This window comes from Pseudomonas sp. NPDC077186, assembly GCF_044543505.1.
GTDB lineage: Bacteria > Pseudomonadota > Gammaproteobacteria > Pseudomonadales > Pseudomonadaceae > Aquipseudomonas.
Genome location: NZ_JBITWE010000003.1, coordinates 1 through 19,982, shown reverse-complemented (window position 1 = coordinate 19,982; position 19,982 = coordinate 1). Strand labels below are relative to the sequence as shown.

Here is a 19,982-nt window from a genome sequence, read left to right as displayed (position 1 = left end):
CAGGGATTTCTTTGTGCCGAGCCCGGGGCGCGAATCAGAGGCCGTTCTTGGCTTTGAACTCGCGGCGGCGGCGGTGCAGCACCGGCTCGGTGTAGCCGTTGGGCTGCTTGCTGCCTTCGACCACCAGCTCCAGCGCGGCCTGGAAGGCGATGTTGTTGTCGAAGTCCGGGGCCAGCGGGCGGTACAGCGGGTCATTGGCGTTCTGCCGGTCGACCACCGGCGCCATGCGCTTGAGGCTCTCGACGATCTGCGCTTCGCTGACGATGCCGTGGCGCAGCCAGTTGGCCAGCAGCTGGCTGGAGATGCGCAGGGTGGCGCGGTCTTCCATCAGGCCGACGTCGTTGATGTCCGGCACCTTGGAGCAGCCGACGCCCTGGTCGATCCAGCGCACCACGTAGCCGAGGATGCCTTGCGCGTTGTTATCCAGCTCGTTGCGGATCTCTTCCTGGCTCCAGTTGGTATCCTTGGCCAGCGGGATGGTCAGGATGTCGTCCACCGAAGCCGGGGTGCGCTTGGCCAGTTCGGCCTGACGGGCGAACACGTCGACCTTGTGGTAGTGCAGGGCGTGCAGGGTGGCGGCGGTCGGCGAGGGAACCCAGGCGGTGTTGGCGCCGGACAGCGGGTGAGCGATCTTTTGCTCGACCATCGCCGCCATCAGGTCCGGCATGGCCCACATGCCCTTGCCTATCTGCGCGCGGCCTTGCAGGCCGGTGGCCAGGCCGACGTCGACGTTGTTGTTCTCGTAGGCACCGATCCAGGCTTCGCTCTTCATGGCGGCCTTGCGCACCACGGCGCCGGCTTCCATGGAGGTGTGAATCTCGTCACCGGTGCGGTCGAGGAAGCCGGTGTTGATGAACACCACGCGCTCCGAAGCCGCTTTGATACAGGCCTTGAGGTTGACGGTGGTGCGACGCTCTTCGTCCATGATGCCGACTTTCAGGGTGTTGCGGGCCAGGCCTAGCACATCCTCGACGCGGGCGAAGATTTCGCTGGTGAAGGCGACTTCTTCCGGGCCATGCATCTTCGGCTTGACGATGTACACGCTGCCGGTGCGGGTGTTCTTGCGGCTGGTGTTGCCGATCAGGTTGTGCACCGCGATCAGGCTGGTGAACAGCGCGTCCTGGATGCCTTCCGGAATCTCGTTGCCCTCGGCGTCGAGGATGGCCGGGTTGGTCATCAGATGGCCGACGTTGCGCACGAACAGCAGCGAGCGGCCATGCAGGGTCAGTTCGGAACCGTCCGGCTGGGTGTAGACGCGATCCGGGTTCATGGTGCGGGTGAAGGTGCTGCCGCCCTTGGACACTTCCTCGGCCAGGTCGCCCTTCATCAGGCCCAACCAGTTCTTGTAGACCACCACCTTGTCATCGGCATCGACGGCCGCGACGGAGTCTTCGCAGTCCATGATGGTGGTCAGCGCGGCTTCCATCAGCACGTCTTTCACGCCAGCGGCGTCGGTGCTGCCGATGGGGCTGGAGGCGTCGATCTGGATCTCGAAGTGCAGGCCGTTGTGCTTGAGCAGCACGGCGACCGGCGCGCCGGCCTCGCCCTGGAAGCCGATCAGCTGGGCGTCGTCGCGCAGGCCGCTGTTGCTGCCGCCCTTGAGCGAAACCACCAGCTTGCCGCCTTCGATGCGGTAACCGGTGGAGTCGACATGCGAGCCGGCGGCCAGCGGCGCGGCCTCGTCGAGGAAGGCGCGGGCGAAGGCGATGACCTTGTCGCCACGCACCTTGTTGTAGCCGCGGCCTTTCTCGGCGCCGCCTTCCTCGCTGATCACGTCGGTGCCATAGAGCGCGTCGTACAGCGAGCCCCAGCGGGCGTTGGAGGCGTTCAGGGCGAAGCGCGCGTTCATCACCGGCACCACCAGCTGCGGGCCGGCCAGGCGGGCGATCTCTTCGTCGACGTTGGCGGTGCTGGCCTGGAAGTCTTGCGGCTCCGGCAGCAGGTAGCCGATTTCCTGGAGGAAGGCCTTGTAGGCAGCGGCGTCATGGGCCTGACCCTGGCGCGCCTGGTGCCAGGCATCGATCTGCGCCTGCAGTTCGTCGCGTTTGGCCAGCAGGGCACGGTTCTTCGGCGCCAGGTCCTTGATGACCGCGGCGGCACCGGCCCAGAACTGGTCGGCAGCGATGCCGGTACCGGGGATGGCTTCGTTGTTCACGAAGTCGTACAGGACTTTGGCGACCTGCAGGCCACCGACTTGAACGCGTTCAGTCATCACTTGCCTCACTCTCTCTGAGCTCTACTCAATAGCCGCTTCGGGCACCTCTAAAAACTACCTGCGTTGCCATCGCTGCGTTAGACGCAGGCTCAGAATGCTCATTTACAACAAGTAAACTCCGCTTCTTCGCCTGCTTCTGCCTTGCGCTGGCTACCTCGCCTACGTTTTTAGAGGGGCTCGTCGGAGACGGGTCTACCGTCTTGTAGTCCGAGGCGCGGCATACTACATCAAGATTCCGGGGAAATGCAGTGGGTGTGCGTCAGTCTGCGACCGGAAGGCTCTGTACGGTCACGTTGAATACGCTGTGTGTGCAAAAAAGTGCGCTATTGTTCCATAAAATTTGTAAAAACGTACACGATTAATTGCGCGGGCTACTGACAAGGGGGCGAATATGGCCTACGCCGCCTTCGCCTATACTGCGCTGACCCGTTCTGGAGCCTGCCATGCCGGTATCCGCCGCCGTTGCCGCCGACCTCGTCGACCTCACCCGCCTGTTCGCCGGCTACCTGGCCTTCTACCAGGTGCCGCGGGCCGAGACGGAGATCGCCGCCTTTCTCGGCGAGCGCCTGCAGCGCGGCGACGCGCAGCTGCTGATCGCCCGCGACGAGCGGGGCGCGGCCCAGGGCTTCGTCCAGCTCTATCCCTTCCATTCGTCCCTGGCGCTGGAACCGGCCTGGCTGCTCAGCGATCTGTATGTCGACGAGCCGGCGCGCCGCGTCGGCGTCGGCGCGGCGCTGATGAACGCCGCCCGTGCTCATGCCGAGGCCAGCGGCGCCTGCGGCCTGCAGTTGGAAACGGCGAAGAGCAACCTGGCCGGGCAGCGCCTGTACGAGCGCCTGGGCTATGTGCGCGACGAGCAATTTCTCACCTACTGGCTGGCGCTGCGCGGCTGAGCCTTTCCAATCCTGTGAACGAGTGAGGTAGTACATGGATCATCTGGTACTGACGGTGATTGCCGAGGATCAACCGGGGCTGGTCGAGCGCCTCGCCGCCTGCGTCGCCGAGCACGGCGGCAACTGGCTGGAAAGCCGCATGGCGCGCATGGCCGGGCAGTTCGCCGGGATCGTGCGGGTGGACGTGCCGGGTGAGGCGCACGGCGGCCTGATCAAGGCGCTGGACGCGCTCGGCGCGCAGGGCATTCGTGTGCAACTGGCGGCCAGCGGCAGCGAGCCGGCGGGGCGCTTCACCGCGATCCGCCTGGAACTGGTGGGCAACGACCGCCCCGGCATCGTCCGCGACATCACCCGCTTGCTGGCCGAGCAGGGCGTCAACCTGGAAAGCCTGCTGACCGAAGTGGCACCGGCGCCGATGAGCGGCGAGTTGCTGTTCACCGCCGAGGCGCTGCTGGCGGTGCCGGAGACGCTGCCGCTGGAGCAGTTGCAGGCGCGCCTGGAGACCCTGGCCGACGACCTGATGGTGGAGCTGAATCTGCGTCAGGAAGACTGATATCCACCGCTGGCGTGGATCAGCCTGTGGATAAGCTGGGGAGCCCCGGCGCACCCTCTAGTGCCCCGGGGCTTTTCTTTGCCTGGCTAAAGAATCAGCAGGATCAACGACTTGTGCACAAATACCGGGGATGGCTCTGTGGCTAAGCCGGGGGCTGCAGGTGCCACGTCAGGGCTGGTGCAGCCCGGGGATGGTTGAGCGTTTTCTGCTCAGTGCCTCTCGACGCCGGTGCGCACGGCGCACCCTGCGATCGGCTCCCCTGTAGGGTGCGCTGTGCGCACCGCCGCGTCATGCGCTCGAACGCTTGCGCAGGCTCAGCCAGATATCCAGGCTGTACACCGCCAACCCGGCCCAGATGCAGGCGAAGGCCAGCAGGGTGCTGGGGGCGAAGTGCTCGTCGAACAGCAGGATCGCCTGCAGCAGCACCAGGGTCGGCGCGATGTACTGGAGAAAGCCCAGGGTGGTGTAGGGCAGGTGGCGCGCCGCGGCGTTGAAGCACACCAGCGGCACCAGGGTGATGGGTCCGGCGGCCGCCAGCCACAGCGCCTCGCTGCTGCTCCAGAAGCTCGCCTGGCTGCTCGCCGCCGCCGGGTGCAGGGCCAGCCAGGCCAGCGCCACCGGCAGCAGCAGCCAGGTTTCCACCACCAGGCCGGGCAGGGCGGCGACCGGCGCCTGTTTGCGGATCAGCCCGTAGAAGCCGAAGGTCAGCGCCAGCACCAGCGACACCCAGGGCAGGCTGCCCAGCTGCCAGACCTGCTGCAGCACGCCGAGGGCGGCCAGGCCGACCGCCAGCCACTGCAGGCGGCGCAGACGCTCGCCGAGGATCAGCAGGCCGAGCAGCACGTTGATCAGCGGGTTGATGTAGTAACCCAGGCTGGCCTCGATCATCCGCTCGTTGTTCACCGCCCAGACGTAGACCAGCCAGTTGGTGGCGATCAGCAGGCCGCAGCCTGCCAGCACCGCCAGGCGCTTGGGATGGTCGCGCAGCTCGCGCCACCAGCCGGGGTGTTTCCAGACGAGCAGCAGCAGGCCGCCGAACAGCGCCGACCAGAGCACCCGGTGGACGATGATTTCCAGTGCCGGCACGCTCTGGATGGCCTTGAAGTAGAGCGGGAACAGGCCCCAGATGACGTAGGCGGTAAGGCCGAGGAGATACCCGCGTCGCGGGTTGGCGGTGGCCATGCGGAGTCCTTGCTTAGGCAGCTAACGGTAGCCGCGGAATTCTAGTCCCCGGGCCCCGGGCTTGTCTGTTCGTTCAGTTTTTCTCCATGGCCGCGTGCCGGGAAAGTCGTAAGGTAAAGTTTACGCGGCGTGGGCAACTGTATCGGTCGACCCGCAGAACCGTCCGTAGGGTGGACATGGCGCAGCCTTGTCCACCGTCGATGTGGCGGACAAGCCTGGCGGCATGTCCACCCTACGCCAACGCCGTTCGCCATGGGACGTCGTTGTCAGTGTGTAACCCGGATTTCATTCGGGCTGCGGCTAGAACAGCCGCAGCGGCTCCTCGTCCAGCGCCGCCAGTTGCTCGCGCAAGGAGAGGATCTGGTCGCCCCAGTAGCGCTCGCCGGCGAACCAGGGGAAGGCCAGGGGGAAGGCCGGGTCGTCCCAGCGCCGGGCGATCCAGGCGCTGTGGTGCATCAGGCGCAACGCGCGCAGGCCTTCGATCAGCGCCAGTTCGCGGGCGTCGAAGTCGTGGAACTCCTGGTAGCCGTCCATCAGCTCGGCCAGTTGGCCGAGGCGTTCGTGGCGCGGGCCTGCCAGCATCATCCACAGGTCCTGCACCGCCGGGCCCATGCGGCAGTCGTCGAGGTCGACCATATGGAAGGTCTCGTCGCGGCACAGCAGGTTGCCGGGGTGGCAGTCGCCGTGCAGGCGGATCGACTGGACGCGCACGCGGGCGAACAGCTGATCGAGGCGCGCCAGCAGGTCGCGCGCCACCGACTCGTAAGCCGGCAGCAGGCTGCGCGGGACGAAGCCGCCGCCGAGCAGGGTGGCCAGCGAGGCGTGACCGAAATTGTCCACCGCCAGGGTCTCGCGCTGGGCGAAGGGACGGCTGGCGCCGACTGCGTGCAGGCGGCCGAGCAACTGGCCGAGGCGGTACAGCTGATCCAGGTTGCCCGGCTCCGGTGCGCGCCCGCCACGCCGCGGGAACAGGGCGAAGCGAAAACCGCCGTGCTCGAACAGGGTCTCGCCGTCGCGAATCAGCGGCGCCACCACCGGCACCTCGCATTCGGCCAGCTCATGACTGAAGGCATGTTCTTCGCGGATCGCCGCATCGCTCCAGCGCTCGGGGCGGTAGAACTTGGCGATCAGCGGCGCCTCGTCCTCGATGCCCACCTGGTAGACGCGGTTTTCGTAACTGTTGAGCGCCAGCACGCGGGCGTCGCTGAGGTAGCCGAGGCTCTCCACGGCGTCGAGCACCAGGTCCGGGGTGAGGGTGGAGAAGGGATGGCTCATGACAGGCTCCGCGCGCTAGGGCGCACAGTGTAGCCCTTTGGCCCCGGCCAGCGGGGTTAGACCTGGGTGCCGAGCAATACCTGGCTGGCGGCGAACTGCGCGCGCACCGGGTCGCCGGCACGCAGGCCCAGCTGCGCCAGGCGCTCGGCCTCGACCAGGGCGCACAGGGTCTGGCCGCTGGCCAAGCCGATGCGCACTTCGCTGGGGCCGTCGTCCGCCGCCAGGACCTGCTCGATCCAGCCTTCCAGGGCATTGCGCGCGGGATCGAGCGGCGCCGACAGCGGCTGCAGTTCCAGCCAGCCGGCCTTGATCAGCGCCACCACGCCGGCGCCGGCGCTCAGTTCGAGCTTCTCGGTGCTGTCGCGGGTGATCTGCGCGCGGATCAGCGCGCCGCCCGGCAGTTCCAGTTCGACCAGATCGTTGCGTCCCTGCGCCTGGATCGCCCGCACCCGGCCACTCAGCTGGTTGCGCGCGCTGGTGCGCAGCAGCAGGCGGCCGAGCAGCTGCAGGTCGGCGTCGTCCTCGGCGGCCTGCAGCAGCTGCGCCTGCAGTGCCTGCACCCGCCGATGCAGGGCCAGCAGGCGTGCGCCGGCCGGGGTCAGGCGCGCGCCGCCGCCGCCCTTGCCGCCGACGCTGCGGCTGACCAGCGGCTGTTCGGCGAGGTTGTTGAGTTCGTCGATGGCGTCCCAGGCGGCCTTGTAGCTGAGCCCGGCGGCCTTGGCGGCGCGGGTGATCGAGCCTTGTGCGGCGATCTGCTCGAGCAGGGCCAGGCGTTGCGGGCGACGGCTGAGCAGTTGGGCGATGGGGTCGAGTCGGGCCATGACGAAGCGGGCTGGAAGTGGATGGGCGGCACGTTGCGCGACTCTGACCGGCAAGTCAAGTCAGCCGTCGCCGGGGCGCGGCGTGCGCGCCAGGCAGTAGACGTCGACCCGCGCGGCGCCGGCGCGGCGCAGCAGGCGGGCGAGGATGCCGGCGGTGGCGCCGGTGGTGAGCACGTCGTCGACCAGAGCCAGATGCAGTCCGGCGAGCTCGGCGCCGGCGTCGAGGGCGAAGGCCTGGCGCAGATTGCGCTTGCGCGTGGCGGCGTCCAGGCCCTGCTGCGCCGGGGTGTCCAGGCGCCGTTGCAGCCAGTCGTCGTGCACCGGCAACTGCAGGCGGCGGCCGAGCCAGTCGGCGAGCATCTGCGCCTGGTTGAAACCGCGGCGCCGCTGGCGGCGGCGCGCCAGGGGCACCGGCAGCAGCGCCTGCGGCCTGGGCAAACCTTCGTCGTAGGCGTGCTGCAGGTGTTCGGCCAGCAGCTCGGCGAGCAGCCGGCCGTGCGGCCACTGGCCCTGGTGCTTGAAGCGGGTGATCAGGTTGTCCACCGGGAAGGCATAGCGCCACGGCGCTTCCACCCGGGCGAAGCCCGGCGCACGGCGCTGGCAGGCGCCGCAGATCAGGCCGGCCATCGGCAGCGGCACCGCGCACACCTGGCACTGCGCGCCGAGCCAGGGCAGCTCGGTCTCGCAGGCGCTGCACAGGGCGTGTCGCGGGTGGTCGGCGGGCTCGTCGCAGAGCTGGCAATGGCGGCGCGGTTGCAGCCAGGCGGGAAGCTTGAGGGGGCGCAGGGGCATGGCGGCTCGTCCGTGAGCGAAAGCCCTGAGCCTAGCCGGCGCTCAGCGGATCAGCCAGCCCAGCAGCACCAGGCCCAGCAGCAGCCAGATCACCCCGGCGAGGATGGCTTTGCGCAGCAGCGCGCGCACGCCCTTGTAGAGAAACAGCAGGCCGAGGATCAGCAGGACGAGGCTGAAGATCGACACGTCCATGCCGATGGCCCGCGCCATGCCGCCGAGGAACGCATCGATGGCGTCGGCCACCGCGCCCAAGGCGCCGGAAAACAGGTCGACGATAAAGCGGATGGCGCTGCCCAGGCTGTGGCCCAGCCAGTCGAAAAAGCCGGTTAGCTGCATGCAGAAGATTCCGATGACGCGATAGGGGTTTGGCCAGATGCCGTGATAGATGCTCGACTGCTCAATAAATGATCAGTGGTAAACCTGTGCCTTGTTGGCGGTTGACAGCATCCAAAGGCCACTTATGATGCCCTAAGCCTGAACGTCCCGTCGCCCCGCGCGCCGGGCCCCCGACAACAGACGCCGCCTAGCGTCGAAGGAAGCTCCCGATGAGTGCAACCGCCGCCACCCCCACCCGCCACGACTGGTCGCTGGCCGAAGTCCGCGCGCTGTTCGAGCAGCCGTTCAACGACCTGCTGTTCCAGGCGCAGACGGTGCACCGCGCGCACTTCGACGCCAACCGCGTGCAGGTCTCCACCCTGCTGTCGATCAAGACCGGCGCCTGCCCGGAAGACTGCAAGTACTGCCCGCAGTCCGGCCACTACAACACCGGCCTGGACAAGGAAAAGCTGATGGAGGTGGAGAAGGTGCTCAAGGCCGCCGCCGAAGCCAAGGCCATCGGTTCCACGCGTTTCTGCATGGGCGCGGCGTGGAAGCACCCGTCGGCCAAGGACATGCCCTACGTGCTGGAGATGGTGAAGGGCGTGAAGAGGCTCGGCCTGGAAACCTGCATGACCCTGGGCAAGCTGGACCAGGAGCAGACCGCCGCGCTGGCCGAGGCCGGGCTGGACTACTACAACCACAACCTGGATACCTCGCCGGAGTTCTACGGCAACATCATCACCACCCGCACCTACTCCGAGCGTCTGCAGACCCTGGCCTACGTGCGCGAGGCGGGGATGAAGATCTGCTCCGGCGGCATCCTCGGCATGGGCGAGTCGGTGGACGACCGCGCCGGGCTGCTGATCCAGCTGGCCAACCTGCCGGAGCACCCGGAGAGCGTGCCGATCAACATGCTGGTCAAGGTCAAGGGCACGCCGCTGGCCGAGGAGAAGGACGTCGATCCGTTCGACTTTATCCGCACCCTGGCCGTTGCAAGGATCATGATGCCGAAATCCCACGTGCGCCTGTCCGCCGGCCGCGAGCAGATGAACGAGCAGATGCAGGCACTGGCCTTTATGGCCGGCGCCAACTCGATCTTCTACGGCGAGAAGCTGCTGACCACCGCCAACCCCCAGGCGGACAAGGACATGGCCCTGTTCAAGCGCCTCGGCATCAAGCCGGAGGAGCGCGAGGAGCACGCCGACGAGGTGCACCAGGCCGCCATCGAGCAGGCCCTGGTCGAGCAGCGCGACTCCAAGCTGTTCTATAACGCCGCGGTCTGACGACGGCAGCCGCAAGCTTCAAGCTCCAAGCCGCAAAAGCAGCACGGATGGCTTGAAGCTTGCGGCTTGAAGCTTGGAGCTATTGATGCCTTTCGATCTCGTCACCCGCCTCGCCGAGCGCCAGGCCGCCGATCTGTTCCGCCAGCGGCCGTTGTTGCAGACCCCGCAGGGGCCGCAGGTGCGTACCGACGAGCAGGAACTGCTGGCCTTCTGCTCCAACGACTACCTGGGCCTGGCCAATCATCCGGACGTGATCCGCGCCCTGCAGCAGGGCGCGGAGCAATGGGGCGTCGGCGGCGGCGCCTCGCACCTGGTGATCGGCCACAGCACGCCGCACCACCAGCTGGAAGAGGCGCTGGCCGAATTCACCGGGCGGCCGCGCGCGCTGCTGTTTTCCACCGGCTATATGGCCAACCTGGCGGTGGTCACCGCGCTGGTCGGGCAGGGCGACAGCGTGTTGCAGGACCGCCTCAACCACGCCTCGCTGCTGGATGCCGGCCTGCTGTCGGGGGCGCGCTTCTCACGTTACCTGCACAACGATGCGGTGAGCCTGGCCAATCGCCTGCGCAAGGTCAGCGGCAACTGCCTGGTGGTCAGCGATGGCGTGTTCAGCATGGACGGCGACCTCGCCGATCTGCCCGCGCTGTGCGCCGAGGCGCGGCTCAAGGACGCCTGGGTGATGGTCGACGACGCCCATGGCTTCGGCCCGCTGGGCGCCAGCGGCGGCGGCATAGTCGAACACTTCGGCTTGGGACTGAATGACGTGCAGGTGCTGGTCGGCACCCTGGGCAAGGCCTTCGGCACCGCGGGTGCCTTCGTCGCCGGCTCGGAGGAACTGATCGAGACCCTGATCCAGTTCGCCCGGCCCTATATCTACACCACCAGCCAGCCGCCGGCGGTGGCCTGCGCCACCCTGAAAAGCCTGCAGCTGCTGCGCAGCGAAAGCTGGCGCCGCGAGCACCTGAACCGCTTGATCGCGCGCTTCCGTGCCGGCGCCGCCGAGATCGGCCTGAGCCTGATGGACAGCCCGACGCCGATCCAGCCGATCCTGGTCGGCGACAGCGCGCGCGCCCTCAAACTGTCGGCACTGCTCAAGGAGCGTGGCCTGCTGGTCGGCGCCATTCGCCCGCCCACCGTGCCGGCCGGTGGCGCGCGCCTGCGGGTGACCCTGTCCGCGGCGCACAGCGAGGCGCAGCTGGAGCTGCTGCTGGAGGCGCTGGCCGAGTGCTGGCCGCAGGTGCAAGAGCATGACTGAGCGACTGATCCTGTTGCCCGGCTGGGGCCTGGACGCTGCCGTGCTGCAGCCGCTGGCCGAGGCCCTGAGCGGCGAGTTGCAGGTCGAGCTGCACGAATTGCCGGCGCTGACCTCGGCGGCCGTGGACGATTGGCTCGCTGAGTTGGACGCGCGCCTGCCGCAAGACTGCTGGCTGGCCGGCTGGTCGCTCGGCGGCATGCTCGCCACCGCGCTGGCGGCGCGCCATGGCGCGCGTTGCCGGGGGCTTATCGGCCTGGCCAGCAACGCATGCTTCGTTTCCCGCGACGCCTGGCCGCAGGCGATGCCGGCCGACACCTATGCGACCTTCTATGAGGGGTGCGCGCACAACGCCGGCGCCACCCTCAAGCGCTTCGCCATGCTCTGCGCCCAGGGCGCAAGCGACGCCCGCGGCCTGGCGCGTCTTCTGCAGAGCAATCTGTTGGCCAGCGAGCCCTCGCTGCTGGCCGGGCTTCAGGTGCTGGCGGGCCTGGACAACCGCGCGGCGCTGGCCGCCTTCGCCGGGCCGCAGTTGCACCTGCTGGCCGAGCAGGACGCCCTGGTGCCCGCCTCCGTCTGCGATGAACTGCTGGCACTGCTGCCAAGCGGCGAGGTGGATGTGCTGGAAGGCTGCGGCCACGCCTTCGTCCTGGAACAACCGCAGGCCCTGGCGGCGCTGCTGCTCGACTTTATCCGCGAGGCCGGCGATGGCGAGTCGTAGGGTGCTGGCTTACTGCCGCGAACTGCCGGAATTCCATGGTGCGCACGGCGCACCCTACGCGGGGGCGTTTTCTGCTTGCGTGGGATGCCGCGCCCGTAGGGTGCGCCATGCGCACCAACTTCGTGGTCTCGGATTGACCCAAGGTGCGCACGGCCTAGGCGGCCCCGCGACACCCTACGGGGCTTGCCCATGAGCGAACATGCCCAGCCCGGCGGCCTGCCGGACAAGCGCCAGGTCGCAGCCTCCTTCTCCCGTGCGGCGGACAGCTACGACGCGGTGGCCGAGCTGCAGCGCAGCGTCGGCGCGCAACTGCTCGAGCGCCTGCCCGTCTCGCTGCAAGCGGCGCGCTGGCTGGACTTGGGCTGCGGCACTGGGCATTTCACCCGCGCCCTCGGCGAACGCTTCCCGCGGAGCGAGGGCCTGGCCGTGGATATCGCCGAGGGCATGCTGCGCCACGCCCGGCCGCTGGGCGGCGCCGCGCATTTCGTCGCCGGCGATGCCGAGGCGCTGCCGCTGCAGGCCGGCAGTGTCGACCTGCTGTTCTCCAGCCTGGCGCTGCAGTGGTGCGCCGATTTCCCGCAGGTGCTCCGCGAGGCGGCGCGGGTGCTGCGCCCTGGCGGGGTGCTGGCCTTTTCCAGCCTGTGCGTCGGCACCCTGCAGGAGCTGCGCGATAGCTGGCAGGCGGTGGACGGCTTCGTTCACGTCAACCGCTTTCGCCGCTTCGAGGACTACCAGCGCCTGTGCGCCGCCGGCGAGCTGCAGCTGCTGAGCCTGCAGCGCCAGGCCGAGGTGTTGCATTTCCCCGACCTGCGCAGCCTGACCGCCTCGCTCAAGGACCTTGGCGCGCACAACCTCAACCCGGGGCGGCCGGGCGGGCTGACCGGGCGCGCGCGGATTCGCGCGCTGATCGAGGCCTACGAGGGATTCCGTCAAGCCGAGGGGCTGCCGGCCACCTACCAGGTGGTCTATGGGGTATTGCGTAAATCCCTGTAGAGACGGGGGACGCCTGGTTCTCTGCTCGCGAATCGGGCCCTGGAAAAGCTTCGCGAGCAGAGCTCGCTCCTACGGAAACAGGATATGACTCAAGCCTACTTCGTCACCGGAACGGACACGGAGATCGGCAAGACCACCATCGCCGCCGGCCTGCTGCATGCCGCTCGCCAGCGCGGGCTGAGCACCGCGGCGGCCAAGCCGGTGGCCTCCGGTTGCGCCATGAGCGCAGACGGCCTGCGCAACGACGATGCCCTGGCCCTGCTCGGCGAATGCTCGCTGGCGCTGCGCTACGAGGAGGTCAATCCGCTGGCCTTCGCCCCGGCCATCGCCCCGCACCTGGCGGCGCGCGAGGCCGGAGTGCAGCTGGATGTGGCCAGCCTGCTCGGCCCGGTGCGCGCGATCCTGGCCAAGGGCGCCGATTTTTCCCTGGTGGAGGGCGCCGGCGGCTGGCGCGTGCCGCTGGCCGGCGACGAGAACCTCTCCGACCTGGCCGTGGCCCTGGGCCTGCCGGTGATCCTGGTGGTCGGCGTGCGCCTGGGCTGCATCAACCACGCCGTGCTCAGCATGGAGGCCATCGAGCGCGACGGCCTGCGCCTGGCCGGCTGGGTGGCCAATGTGGTCGATGCGCAGACCTCGCGCCTGGAGGAAAACCTCGCCACCCTCGGCGAACGCCTGGCGGCGCCCTGCCTGGGGCGCGTGCCGCGTCTGGCCCAGGCCACGCCGGCGGCGGTGGCGGCGCATCTGGATCTCGACCGGCTGGTACCCCGGTAATAAGCAGTTACCCGACCATAGCCTTTTGCCTGTACGTTCTATAGGCAGTTTCTGCTTCAATACAGGCCATTAGGGAAATTCTGAAATAGCCGTCATTCCCGCGCAGGCGGGACAGCAGCTTTATCGCTGAACAGCGCTTGCGCTGGCCCGAAGGGGAATAATCCAGGATTTGCGTAGTCCCTGGGCTCCCGCCTTCGCGGGAGTGACGATAAATGGCTTTTTCAGAACTTTCTCAGGTTCTAATCGCGCCGGGAGCTGCCGATGGAAATCTCCGCCAACGCATTCAACTCGGGTCTGAGCGGCATTCAGGCCGGGCAGCGGCGTGTCGAACAGGCCGCCAGCGAGATCGCCAGCAACGCCGTCAGCCAGCCGCCGCAAGGCAGCCAGACCCCGTCGCAGAATCAGGTCAATCCGGCGCCGCAAGCCGCCGAACAGACTCGCCCCGACCTGGCGCAAAGCCTGGTCGCCCTGCGCGTCGGCGAGAACGAGGTGCGCGCCAATGCGCGCGTCGTGGAAACCGCCGACGAGGTGCTCGGTACCCTGATCGATACGCGTGCCTGAGTAGTTCCACCCCGGCCGCGGATGCGGCCAGCTGCGGGGCAGGAGGGAGCATATGCAGATCGGCAGCAGCCTGCCGTCGTTCGTCCCCGCGCCGTCCGTCGCGCCGGCCCGGCTACTCTCGGCCGACGTTTCCCCCGATATCGCTCGCGCCGATCAGCCGCCTGCCGCCCCGACGCAGGAGGCGCAGGCCGACTCCTCCGCTTCCGGGCGCGAGGAGGCGGATCGCTCGGCCGAGCGCGATGGCCGTGGCGACGGCGAGCCCAGTGCGCAGCAGCAACGTCTCGAACGACTGGAAATCGCCGAGCTGAGCCAGCGCGACCGCGAAGTGCGCGCCCACGAACAGGCCCATGCCGCGGTGGGCGGGCAGTACGCCGGGGCGCCGAGTTACAGCTTCAAGCGCGGCCCGGACGGCCAGCGCTACGCCGTTTCCGGCGAAGTCAGCATCGACACCGCCCCCGTACCCAATGACCCCGAAGCCACCCTGCGCAAGATGGAGGTGGTCCTGCGCGCCGCGCTGGCGCCGGTCGAGCCGTCCGCGCAGGACCTGCGCGTCGCCGCCCAGGCCCAGGCGCAGGCGGCCCAGGCGCGGGTGGAGTTGGCCGAACTGCGCCGCGCGGAGGCCGTCGCCGCGGCCGAGGCGCGCCAGGCCGAGCGGGACGCCGTGGAAGGCGACGAAGAAGAGCGCGCCGCGCAGCAGCCCCTGCCGCCAGCGCCTAGTCTTGAGCTGTATCGGCGCCTGGGCGAATTGCCGGCGCCGGATTCGCGCATCGATCTGCTCGCCTAGCCGGGCGATTGGCAGCGCTTGACAAGGGGGTGGCGTAAACGTATGTTTCAAACGCCTGTTTGATTGCTGGGCCGCGAATGCATGGCCCAGCAGCCGGGAGTGATCCCGAAAGCGACCGACAAGCCGGTCACCCCAACTACTAGGAATCCACCGCAGAGGTTTACCGCTATGCCTGATTACAAGGCCCCCTTGCGTGATATTCGTTTCGTCCGTGACGAACTGCTGGGCTACGAAGCGCACTATCAGAGCCTGCCTGGCTGCCAGGACGCCACTCCGGACATGGTCGACGCCATCCTCGAAGAAGGCGCCAAGTTCTGCGAGCAGGTGCTGTCGCCGCTGAACCGTGTGGGTGACACCGAGGGCTGCACCTGGAGCGAATCCGGCGTGAAGACCCCGACCGGCTTCAAAGAGGCCTATCAGCAGTTCGTTGAAGGCGGCTGGCCGAGCCTGGCGCATGACGTCGAGCACGGCGGCCAGGGCCTGCCGGAATCCCTCGGCCTGGCCATCAGCGAGATGGTCGGTTCGGCCAACTGGTCCTGGGGCATGTACCCCGGCCTGAGCCATGGCGCGATGAACACCATCGGTGCTCACGGTACCGACGAGCAGAAGCACACCTATCTGACCAAACTGGTTTCCGGCGAATGGACCGGCACCATGTGCCTGACCGAGCCGCATTGCGGCACCGACCTGGGCATGCTGCGCACCAAGGCCGAACCGCAGGCCGACGGCAGCTACAAGGTTTCCGGCACCAAGATCTTCATTTCCGCCGGCGAGCACGACATGGCCGACAACATCGTCCATATCGTCCTGGCCCGCCTGCCCGATGCACCGGCTGGTACCAAAGGTATCTCGCTGTTCATCGTGCCGAAGTTCCTGCCCAACGCCGAAGGCGGCGTAGGCGAGCGCAACGCCGTTTCCTGTGGCTCCATCGAGCACAAGATGGGCATCCACGGCAACGCCACCTGCGTGATGAACTTCGACGGCGCCACCGGCTACCTGATCGGCCCGGCCAACAAGGGCCTGAACTGCATGTTCACCTTCATGAACACCGCTCGTCTGGGTACCGCGCTGCAAGGCCTGGCCCATGCCGAAGTCGGTTTCCAGGGTGGCATCAAGTACGCTCGCGAGCGTCTGCAGATGCGTTCGCTGACCGGCCCGAAAGCGCCGGAAAAAGCCGCCGACCCGATCATCGTGCATCCGGACGTGCGCCGCATGCTGCTGACCATGAAGGCGTTCGCCGAAGGCAACCGCGCCATGGTCTACTTCACCGCCAAGCAGGTCGACATCGTTCAGCACAGCCAGAACGAAGAAGAGAAGAAAGCCGCCGACGAACTGCTGGCTTTCCTCACCCCGATCGCCAAGGCCTTCATGACCGAAGTGGGCTTCGAGTCCGCCTCCCACGGCATGCAGATCTACGGTGGCCACGGCTTCATCAGCGAGTGGGGCATGGAGCAGAACCTGCGCGACTGCCGTATCTCGATGATGTACGAAGGCACCACCGGCGTGCAGGCCCTCGACCTGCTGGGTCGCAAGATCCTCATGACCCAGGGTGGCGCGCTGAAGAACTTCACCAAGATCGTGCACAAGTTCTGCCAGGCCAACGAAGCCAACGACGCCGTCAAGGAGTTCGTCGAGCCGCTGGCCAAGCTGAACAAGGAGTGGGGCGACATCACCATGAAGGTCGGCATGGCGGCGATGAAGGACCGCGAGGAAGTCGGGGCCGCTTCGGTGGACTACCTGATGTACTCCGGCTACGCCTGCCTGGCCTACTTCTGGGCCGACATGGCGCGCCTGGCTGCCGAGAAACTGGCGGCCGGCAGCGGCGACGAGGCCTTCTACAAGGCCAAGCTGCAGACCGCACGCTTCTACTTCGCGCGTATCCTGCCGCGTACCCGCATGCACGTCGAAGCCATGCTGTCCGGCGCCAGCAACCTGATGGACATGGACGAAGAGCACTTCGCCCTGGGCTTCTAAGCCTTCCAGCTGTTGCGCCGAAAAACGCCGCCCCTCGGGGCGGCGTTTTTTTATACCGGCGCGCCGGCGATAACGGAATGTCGCAACCCGTCGCTGTTTTCGCCGCAGCAAGCAGGCAAAATGCCGCCATCTCCGTGATGGACCATGCCGCGATGCGTCTCGCCAGCCTGCGCCCCAGCCATTTCCTGTCTTCGCTGCCGTTGCTGCTCGGCGGGTTGCTGGCGGCGCGTCTGCCGGTGCTGAGTGAGTTCTTCGTCTCGCTGTTCAATGTGCTGCCGACCCTGTTGCTGCTGCTCGGCGGCGCCTTCTGCCTGGGCTACGGCCGTCAGCGCGAGCTGTTCCTGCTGCTGGTGCTGTACCTCGCCTATTTTCTGCTCGACATCCAGGTCGACCATTTCCGCGCCGGCGGCCAGGTGCGCGAGGATGCGGCCCTGGTGTTCCACCTGGTCTGCCTGCTGTTGCCGCTGTTCTATGCCCTCTATGGCTGCTGGGAGGAGCGCTCGCACCTGGCCCAGGATCTGCTCGCCCGCGGCGCCGTGCTGCTGGCGTCGGGGGCGCTGGCGCTGGGCCTGGCGCGGCGCTATCCGCAGGGCCTGGCCGAGTGGCTGGCGGCAATCCACTGGCCGAGCCTGCACGGCGCCTGGATGAGCCTGGCGCAACTGGCCTATCCGCTGTTTCTGCTGGCCTTCGTCGCCCTGCTGCTGCAGTACCTGCGGCGGCCGCGGCCGTTGCACGCGGCGCAGCTGTGCGGCCTGCTCGGTGTGCTGTGGATGCTGCCGCAGGTGTTCATCCTGCCCCACGCGCTGCAGGTGATGAGCAGCCTGGCGATGCTCATGCTGGTCGCCGCGGTGGCCCACGAGGCCTACCAGATGGCCTTTCGCGACGAGCTCACCGGGCTGCCGGGACGGCGCGCGCTGAACGAACGCCTGCAGCGCCTGGGCCGCGACTACGTGATCGCCATGGTCGACGTCGATCACTTCAAGAAATTCAACGACACTCACGGCCACGACGTCGGCGACCAGGTGCTGCGCCTGGTCGCCAGCCAGCTGCGCAAGGTCGGGGGCGGCGGCAGGGCCTACCGTTACGGCGGCGAGGAATTCACCCTGCTGTTTCCCGGCAAGAGCCTCGAGCAGTGCCAGCCCCATCTGGAGGCGGTGCGCCTGGCCATCGAGCACTACCGCATGCAGCTGCGCGACAAGCAGAGTCGTCCGCGCAGCGACCAGCAGGGCAAGCAGCGCCGCGGCGGCAAGGGCGCGAGCGAGGTGTCGGTGACCGTCAGCATGGGCGTGGCCGCGCGCCAGGCCGAGCAGCGCAGCCCGCAGGCGGTGATCAAGGCGGCGGACAAGGCGCTGTACGGCGCCAAGGCCGCCGGGCGCAACTGCATCCGCAGCGCCGGCCAGCGCCGCGGCGCGGTGAAGCTGGCCGGCGAAGCCGACTGAAGCCGCTTATGGCCGCGCATTCAGCCGGCCAACTGTCGTTGTTGCCGGCCGTCGTGCGGCAGTAGCGTGGGGCGACCTGACCGCTGCCCGAATGGAGAACCGCCATGCCCGAGTACAAGGCCCCGCTGCGCGATATGCGCTTTCTGATCGACGACGTCTTCGCCTTTCCCGCCCACTACGCCGCACTCGGCGCCAGCGAGGCGAGCCCCGACATGCTCGGCGCCATCCTCGAGGAAGGCGCCAAGTTCTGCGAGCAGGTGCTGGCGCCGCTCAACCGCAGCGGCGACGAGGAGGGCTGCCAGTTCGAGACCGGTGTGGTGACCACGCCCAAGGGTTTCAAGGAGGCCTTCGCCCAGTACGCCGAGGGCGGCTGGATGGGCCTGGCGGCCGACCCGGCCTACGGCGGCCAGGGCCTGCCGCAGTCGCTGGGGCTGATCGTCAGCGAGATGGTCGCCTCGGCCAACCAGTCCTGGGCCATGTACCCGGGCCTGACCCACGGCGCCATGTCGGCGATCCATGCCCATGGCAGCGAGGCGCAGAAGCAAACCTACCTGAGCCGCATGAGCGAAGGCCGCTGGACCGGCACCATGTGCCTGACCGAGGCGCACTGCGGCACCGACCTGGGCCTGATCAAGACCCGCGCCGTGCCCCAGGCCGACGGCAGCTACAGGATCAGCGGCAGCAAGATCTTCATCTCCGCCGGCGAGCACGACATGAGCGAGAACATCGTCCATCTGGTGCTGGCCAAGCTGCCCGACGCGCCGGCCGGCACCCGCGGCATCTCGTTGTTTATCGTGCCCAAGTTCCTGCCCGATGCGGCAGGCGAAGCCGGCGCGCGCAACGCCGTGAGCTGCGGCGCCATCGAGCACAAGATGGGCATCAAGGCCTCGGCCACCTGCGTGATCATCTTCGACGGCGCCAGCGGCTACCTGATCGGCGAGGCCAACCAGGGCCTGGCCTGCATGTTCACCATGATGAACCACGCGCGCCTGGGCACCGGCATGCAGGGCCTGTGTCTCGGCGAGGCGAGCTTCCAGGGCGCGCTGAAGTACGCCAACGAGCGCCTGCAGATGCGCGCGCTGAGCGGGCCGAAGGCGCCGGACAAGGCCGCCGACCCGATCATCGTGCACCCGGACGTGCGCCGCATGCTGCTGACCATGAAGGCCTTCAACGAGGGCAACCGCGCGCTGGCCTACTTCACCGCGCAATTGCTCGACGTGGCGCACCAGGCCGAAAGCGCCGAGGCGCGAGAGGAGGCAGAGAACCTGCTGGCCTTCCTCACCCCGATCTGCAAGGCCTTTATGACCGAGACCGGGCTGGAGGCGACCAACCTCGGCATGCAGGTGTTCGGCGGCCACGGCTATATCCGCGAATGGGGCATGGAGCAACTGGTGCGCGACTGCCGCATCGCGCCGATCTACGAGGGCACCAACGGCATCCAGGCGCTGGACCTGCTCGGGCGCAAGGTGCTCGGCAGCCAGGGCAAGCTGCTGCGCGGCTTTACCAAGCTCGTCCACAAGTTCTGCGAGGCTCAGGCCGGGCATCCGCAGCTCGGCGCACAGGTGGCCCGGCTGGCCGCCTTGAACCAGCAATGGGGCGAGCTGACCCAGCAGGTCGGTATGGCGGCGATGAAGAATCCGGACGAGGTCGGCGCCGCCTCCGTCGACTACCTGATGTATTCGGGCTACCTGACCCTGGCCTATTTCTGGCTGCGCATGGCCGTGGTGGCCCAGGAGAAGCTGGCGGCCGGCGACGACGACGGCTTCCACCAGGCCAAGCTGGCCACCTGCGCCTTCTACTTCCAGCGCCTGCTGCCGCGGACCGAGGCGCACCGCCTGGCCCTGGCCGCCGGCAGCGCCTGCATGATGGAACTGCCGGCCGAACACTTCGCCTTCTGACCGGCGGTCGTGGTCACTGGAGCCCGCCTGTTGGCGGGCTTTTTCATATCAAGCGGATGCGAACTTTTAGTGGATAATTGGTCACAACACGACCCTATGTGTCTGTAAAGTTGTTCCAGTAAACTCGGAATCCTCACGTAACTCCGTTTTCCGAGGATGTGCCATGGCCGATTACCAAGCCCCCCTGCGCGACATGCGCTTCGTGCTCAATGAAGTGTTCGAGGTTTCCAAGCTCTGGGCCGAGCTGCCGGCCCTGG

19 protein-coding genes are annotated in these 19,982 nt (G+C 67.7%); 13 read left to right on the top strand and 6 right to left on the bottom strand.

The features are described from left to right. Window positions 1-34: 34 nt before the first annotated feature. A complete protein-coding gene (locus ACIGKL_RS12075) occupies window positions 35-2,212 on the bottom strand; it encodes a malate synthase G (RefSeq protein WP_397486883.1) in 2,178 nt (725 codons plus the stop codon). Between the two features lie 446 nt (window positions 2,213-2,658). Here ACIGKL_RS12075 and ACIGKL_RS12070 point away from each other — a divergent pair, with 446 nt between their 5' ends. Beyond that, window positions 2,659-3,108: a GNAT family N-acetyltransferase gene (locus ACIGKL_RS12070; protein ID WP_397486882.1), complete on the top strand. Its 450-nt coding sequence runs from the start codon at window positions 2,659-2,661 to the stop codon at window positions 3,106-3,108. A gap of 34 nt (window positions 3,109-3,142) precedes the next feature. Then, window positions 3,143-3,661, top strand: a complete 519-nt coding sequence (locus ACIGKL_RS12065; RefSeq protein WP_397486881.1) for a glycine cleavage system protein R — start codon at window positions 3,143-3,145, stop codon at window positions 3,659-3,661. Window positions 3,662-3,949: 288 nt separating this feature from the next. On the opposite strand, the gene rarD is transcribed toward ACIGKL_RS12065, so the two are convergent. The 5 genes from rarD to ACIGKL_RS12040 form a co-directional block, all read right to left on the bottom strand. After that, the gene (rarD, locus tag ACIGKL_RS12060) at window positions 3,950-4,843 is read right to left on the bottom strand and encodes an EamA family transporter RarD (protein WP_397486880.1); all 894 of its coding nucleotides are present in this window, start codon (window positions 4,841-4,843) and stop codon (window positions 3,950-3,952) included. A 300-nt stretch (window positions 4,844-5,143) separates the two neighbouring features. Further along, window positions 5,144-6,118, bottom strand: coding sequence for a serine/threonine protein kinase (locus ACIGKL_RS12055; protein ID WP_397486879.1), 975 nt, complete (start codon window positions 6,116-6,118; stop codon window positions 5,144-5,146). Window positions 6,119-6,174: 56 nt separating this feature from the next. Further along, window positions 6,175-6,939, bottom strand: a complete 765-nt coding sequence (locus ACIGKL_RS12050; RefSeq protein ID WP_397486878.1) for a TOBE domain-containing protein — start codon at window positions 6,937-6,939, stop codon at window positions 6,175-6,177. A gap of 60 nt (window positions 6,940-6,999) precedes the next feature. Beyond that, complete coding sequence (locus ACIGKL_RS12045; protein ID WP_397486877.1) at window positions 7,000-7,731, bottom strand: ComF family protein; 732 nt, start codon at window positions 7,729-7,731, stop codon at window positions 7,000-7,002. A 42-nt stretch (window positions 7,732-7,773) separates the two neighbouring features. Continuing rightward, on the bottom strand, window positions 7,774-8,067 hold the full coding sequence (locus ACIGKL_RS12040; RefSeq protein ID WP_397486876.1) for a hypothetical protein: 294 nt from the start codon (window positions 8,065-8,067) through the stop codon (window positions 7,774-7,776). 209 nt (window positions 8,068-8,276) lie between these two features. On the opposite strand from ACIGKL_RS12040, the gene bioB reads away from it, so the two are divergent. From bioB to ACIGKL_RS11985, 11 genes are all read left to right on the top strand, one after another. Next, window positions 8,277-9,332: a biotin synthase BioB gene (gene bioB, locus ACIGKL_RS12035; protein ID WP_397486875.1), complete on the top strand. Its 1,056-nt coding sequence runs from the start codon at window positions 8,277-8,279 to the stop codon at window positions 9,330-9,332. 85 nt (window positions 9,333-9,417) lie between these two features. Further along, the gene (gene bioF / locus ACIGKL_RS12030; protein WP_397486874.1) at window positions 9,418-10,587 is read left to right on the top strand and encodes an 8-amino-7-oxononanoate synthase; all 1,170 of its coding nucleotides are present in this window, start codon (window positions 9,418-9,420) and stop codon (window positions 10,585-10,587) included. Continuing rightward, window positions 10,580-11,305, top strand: a complete 726-nt coding sequence (locus tag ACIGKL_RS12025) for an alpha/beta fold hydrolase (RefSeq protein ID WP_397486873.1) — start codon at window positions 10,580-10,582, stop codon at window positions 11,303-11,305. The genes bioF and ACIGKL_RS12025 overlap by 8 nt, the downstream gene beginning before the upstream one ends. Before the next feature lie 189 nt (window positions 11,306-11,494). Continuing rightward, window positions 11,495-12,298 carry a malonyl-ACP O-methyltransferase BioC gene (gene bioC / locus ACIGKL_RS12020; RefSeq protein WP_397486872.1) on the top strand — a complete coding sequence of 268 codons (804 nt, stop codon included), beginning with the start codon at window positions 11,495-11,497 and terminating at the stop codon, window positions 12,296-12,298. Between the two features lie 84 nt (window positions 12,299-12,382). Beyond that, window positions 12,383-13,069, top strand: coding sequence for a dethiobiotin synthase (bioD, locus tag ACIGKL_RS12015; RefSeq protein ID WP_397486871.1), 687 nt, complete (start codon window positions 12,383-12,385; stop codon window positions 13,067-13,069). Between the two features lie 261 nt (window positions 13,070-13,330). Further along, on the top strand, window positions 13,331-13,630 hold the full coding sequence (locus ACIGKL_RS12010) for a hypothetical protein (RefSeq protein ID WP_397486870.1): 300 nt from the start codon (window positions 13,331-13,333) through the stop codon (window positions 13,628-13,630). 52 nt (window positions 13,631-13,682) lie between these two features. Then, window positions 13,683-14,414, top strand: coding sequence for a putative metalloprotease CJM1_0395 family protein (locus ACIGKL_RS12005; RefSeq protein WP_397486869.1), 732 nt, complete (start codon window positions 13,683-13,685; stop codon window positions 14,412-14,414). A 168-nt stretch (window positions 14,415-14,582) separates the two neighbouring features. Continuing rightward, window positions 14,583-16,388: a phenylacyl-CoA dehydrogenase gene (locus ACIGKL_RS12000; protein WP_397486868.1), complete on the top strand. Its 1,806-nt coding sequence runs from the start codon at window positions 14,583-14,585 to the stop codon at window positions 16,386-16,388. A 152-nt stretch (window positions 16,389-16,540) separates the two neighbouring features. Then, complete coding sequence (locus tag ACIGKL_RS11995) at window positions 16,541-17,827, top strand: GGDEF domain-containing protein (protein WP_397486867.1); 1,287 nt, start codon at window positions 16,541-16,543, stop codon at window positions 17,825-17,827. Between the two features lie 104 nt (window positions 17,828-17,931). After that, window positions 17,932-19,725 carry an acyl-CoA dehydrogenase C-terminal domain-containing protein gene (locus tag ACIGKL_RS11990; protein WP_397486866.1) on the top strand — a complete coding sequence of 598 codons (1,794 nt, stop codon included), beginning with the start codon at window positions 17,932-17,934 and terminating at the stop codon, window positions 19,723-19,725. A gap of 163 nt (window positions 19,726-19,888) precedes the next feature. Beyond that, on the top strand, window positions 19,889-19,982 hold a 94-nt coding region (locus ACIGKL_RS11985), incomplete at its 3' end, for an acyl-CoA dehydrogenase N-terminal domain-containing protein (RefSeq protein ID WP_147459074.1).

Bases quoted from the DNA above. Each gene is read 5' to 3' on its own strand.
- ACIGKL_RS12075 (WP_397486883.1), bottom strand. From the start codon at position 2,212: ATGACTGAACGCGTTCAAGTCGGTGGCCTGCAGGTCGCCAAAGTCCTG.
- ACIGKL_RS12045 (WP_397486877.1), bottom strand. From the start codon at position 7,731: ATGCCCCTGCGCCCCCTCAAGCTTCCCGCCTGGCTGCAACCGCGCCGC.
- ACIGKL_RS12005 (WP_397486869.1), top strand. From the start codon at position 13,683: ATGCAGATCGGCAGCAGCCTGCCGTCGTTCGTCCCCGCGCCGTCCGTC.
- ACIGKL_RS12050 (WP_397486878.1), bottom strand. From the start codon at position 6,939: ATGGCCCGACTCGACCCCATCGCCCAACTGCTCAGCCGTCGCCCGCAA.
- ACIGKL_RS11995 (WP_397486867.1), top strand. From the start codon at position 16,541: ATGCGTCTCGCCAGCCTGCGCCCCAGCCATTTCCTGTCTTCGCTGCCG.
- ACIGKL_RS11990 (WP_397486866.1), top strand. From the start codon at position 17,932: ATGCCCGAGTACAAGGCCCCGCTGCGCGATATGCGCTTTCTGATCGAC.
- ACIGKL_RS12025 (WP_397486873.1), top strand. From the start codon at position 10,580: ATGACTGAGCGACTGATCCTGTTGCCCGGCTGGGGCCTGGACGCTGCC.
- ACIGKL_RS12065 (WP_397486881.1), top strand. From the start codon at position 3,143: ATGGATCATCTGGTACTGACGGTGATTGCCGAGGATCAACCGGGGCTG.
- bioF (WP_397486874.1), top strand. From the start codon at position 9,418: ATGCCTTTCGATCTCGTCACCCGCCTCGCCGAGCGCCAGGCCGCCGAT.
- ACIGKL_RS12000 (WP_397486868.1), top strand. From the start codon at position 14,583: ATGCCTGATTACAAGGCCCCCTTGCGTGATATTCGTTTCGTCCGTGAC.
- ACIGKL_RS12010 (WP_397486870.1), top strand. From the start codon at position 13,331: ATGGAAATCTCCGCCAACGCATTCAACTCGGGTCTGAGCGGCATTCAG.
- bioD (WP_397486871.1), top strand. From the start codon at position 12,383: ATGACTCAAGCCTACTTCGTCACCGGAACGGACACGGAGATCGGCAAG.
- bioB (WP_397486875.1), top strand. From the start codon at position 8,277: ATGAGTGCAACCGCCGCCACCCCCACCCGCCACGACTGGTCGCTGGCC.
- ACIGKL_RS12070 (WP_397486882.1), top strand. From the start codon at position 2,659: ATGCCGGTATCCGCCGCCGTTGCCGCCGACCTCGTCGACCTCACCCGC.
- bioC (WP_397486872.1), top strand. From the start codon at position 11,495: ATGAGCGAACATGCCCAGCCCGGCGGCCTGCCGGACAAGCGCCAGGTC.
- ACIGKL_RS12055 (WP_397486879.1), bottom strand. From the start codon at position 6,118: ATGAGCCATCCCTTCTCCACCCTCACCCCGGACCTGGTGCTCGACGCC.
- rarD (WP_397486880.1), bottom strand. From the start codon at position 4,843: ATGGCCACCGCCAACCCGCGACGCGGGTATCTCCTCGGCCTTACCGCC.
- ACIGKL_RS12040 (WP_397486876.1), bottom strand. From the start codon at position 8,067: ATGCAGCTAACCGGCTTTTTCGACTGGCTGGGCCACAGCCTGGGCAGC.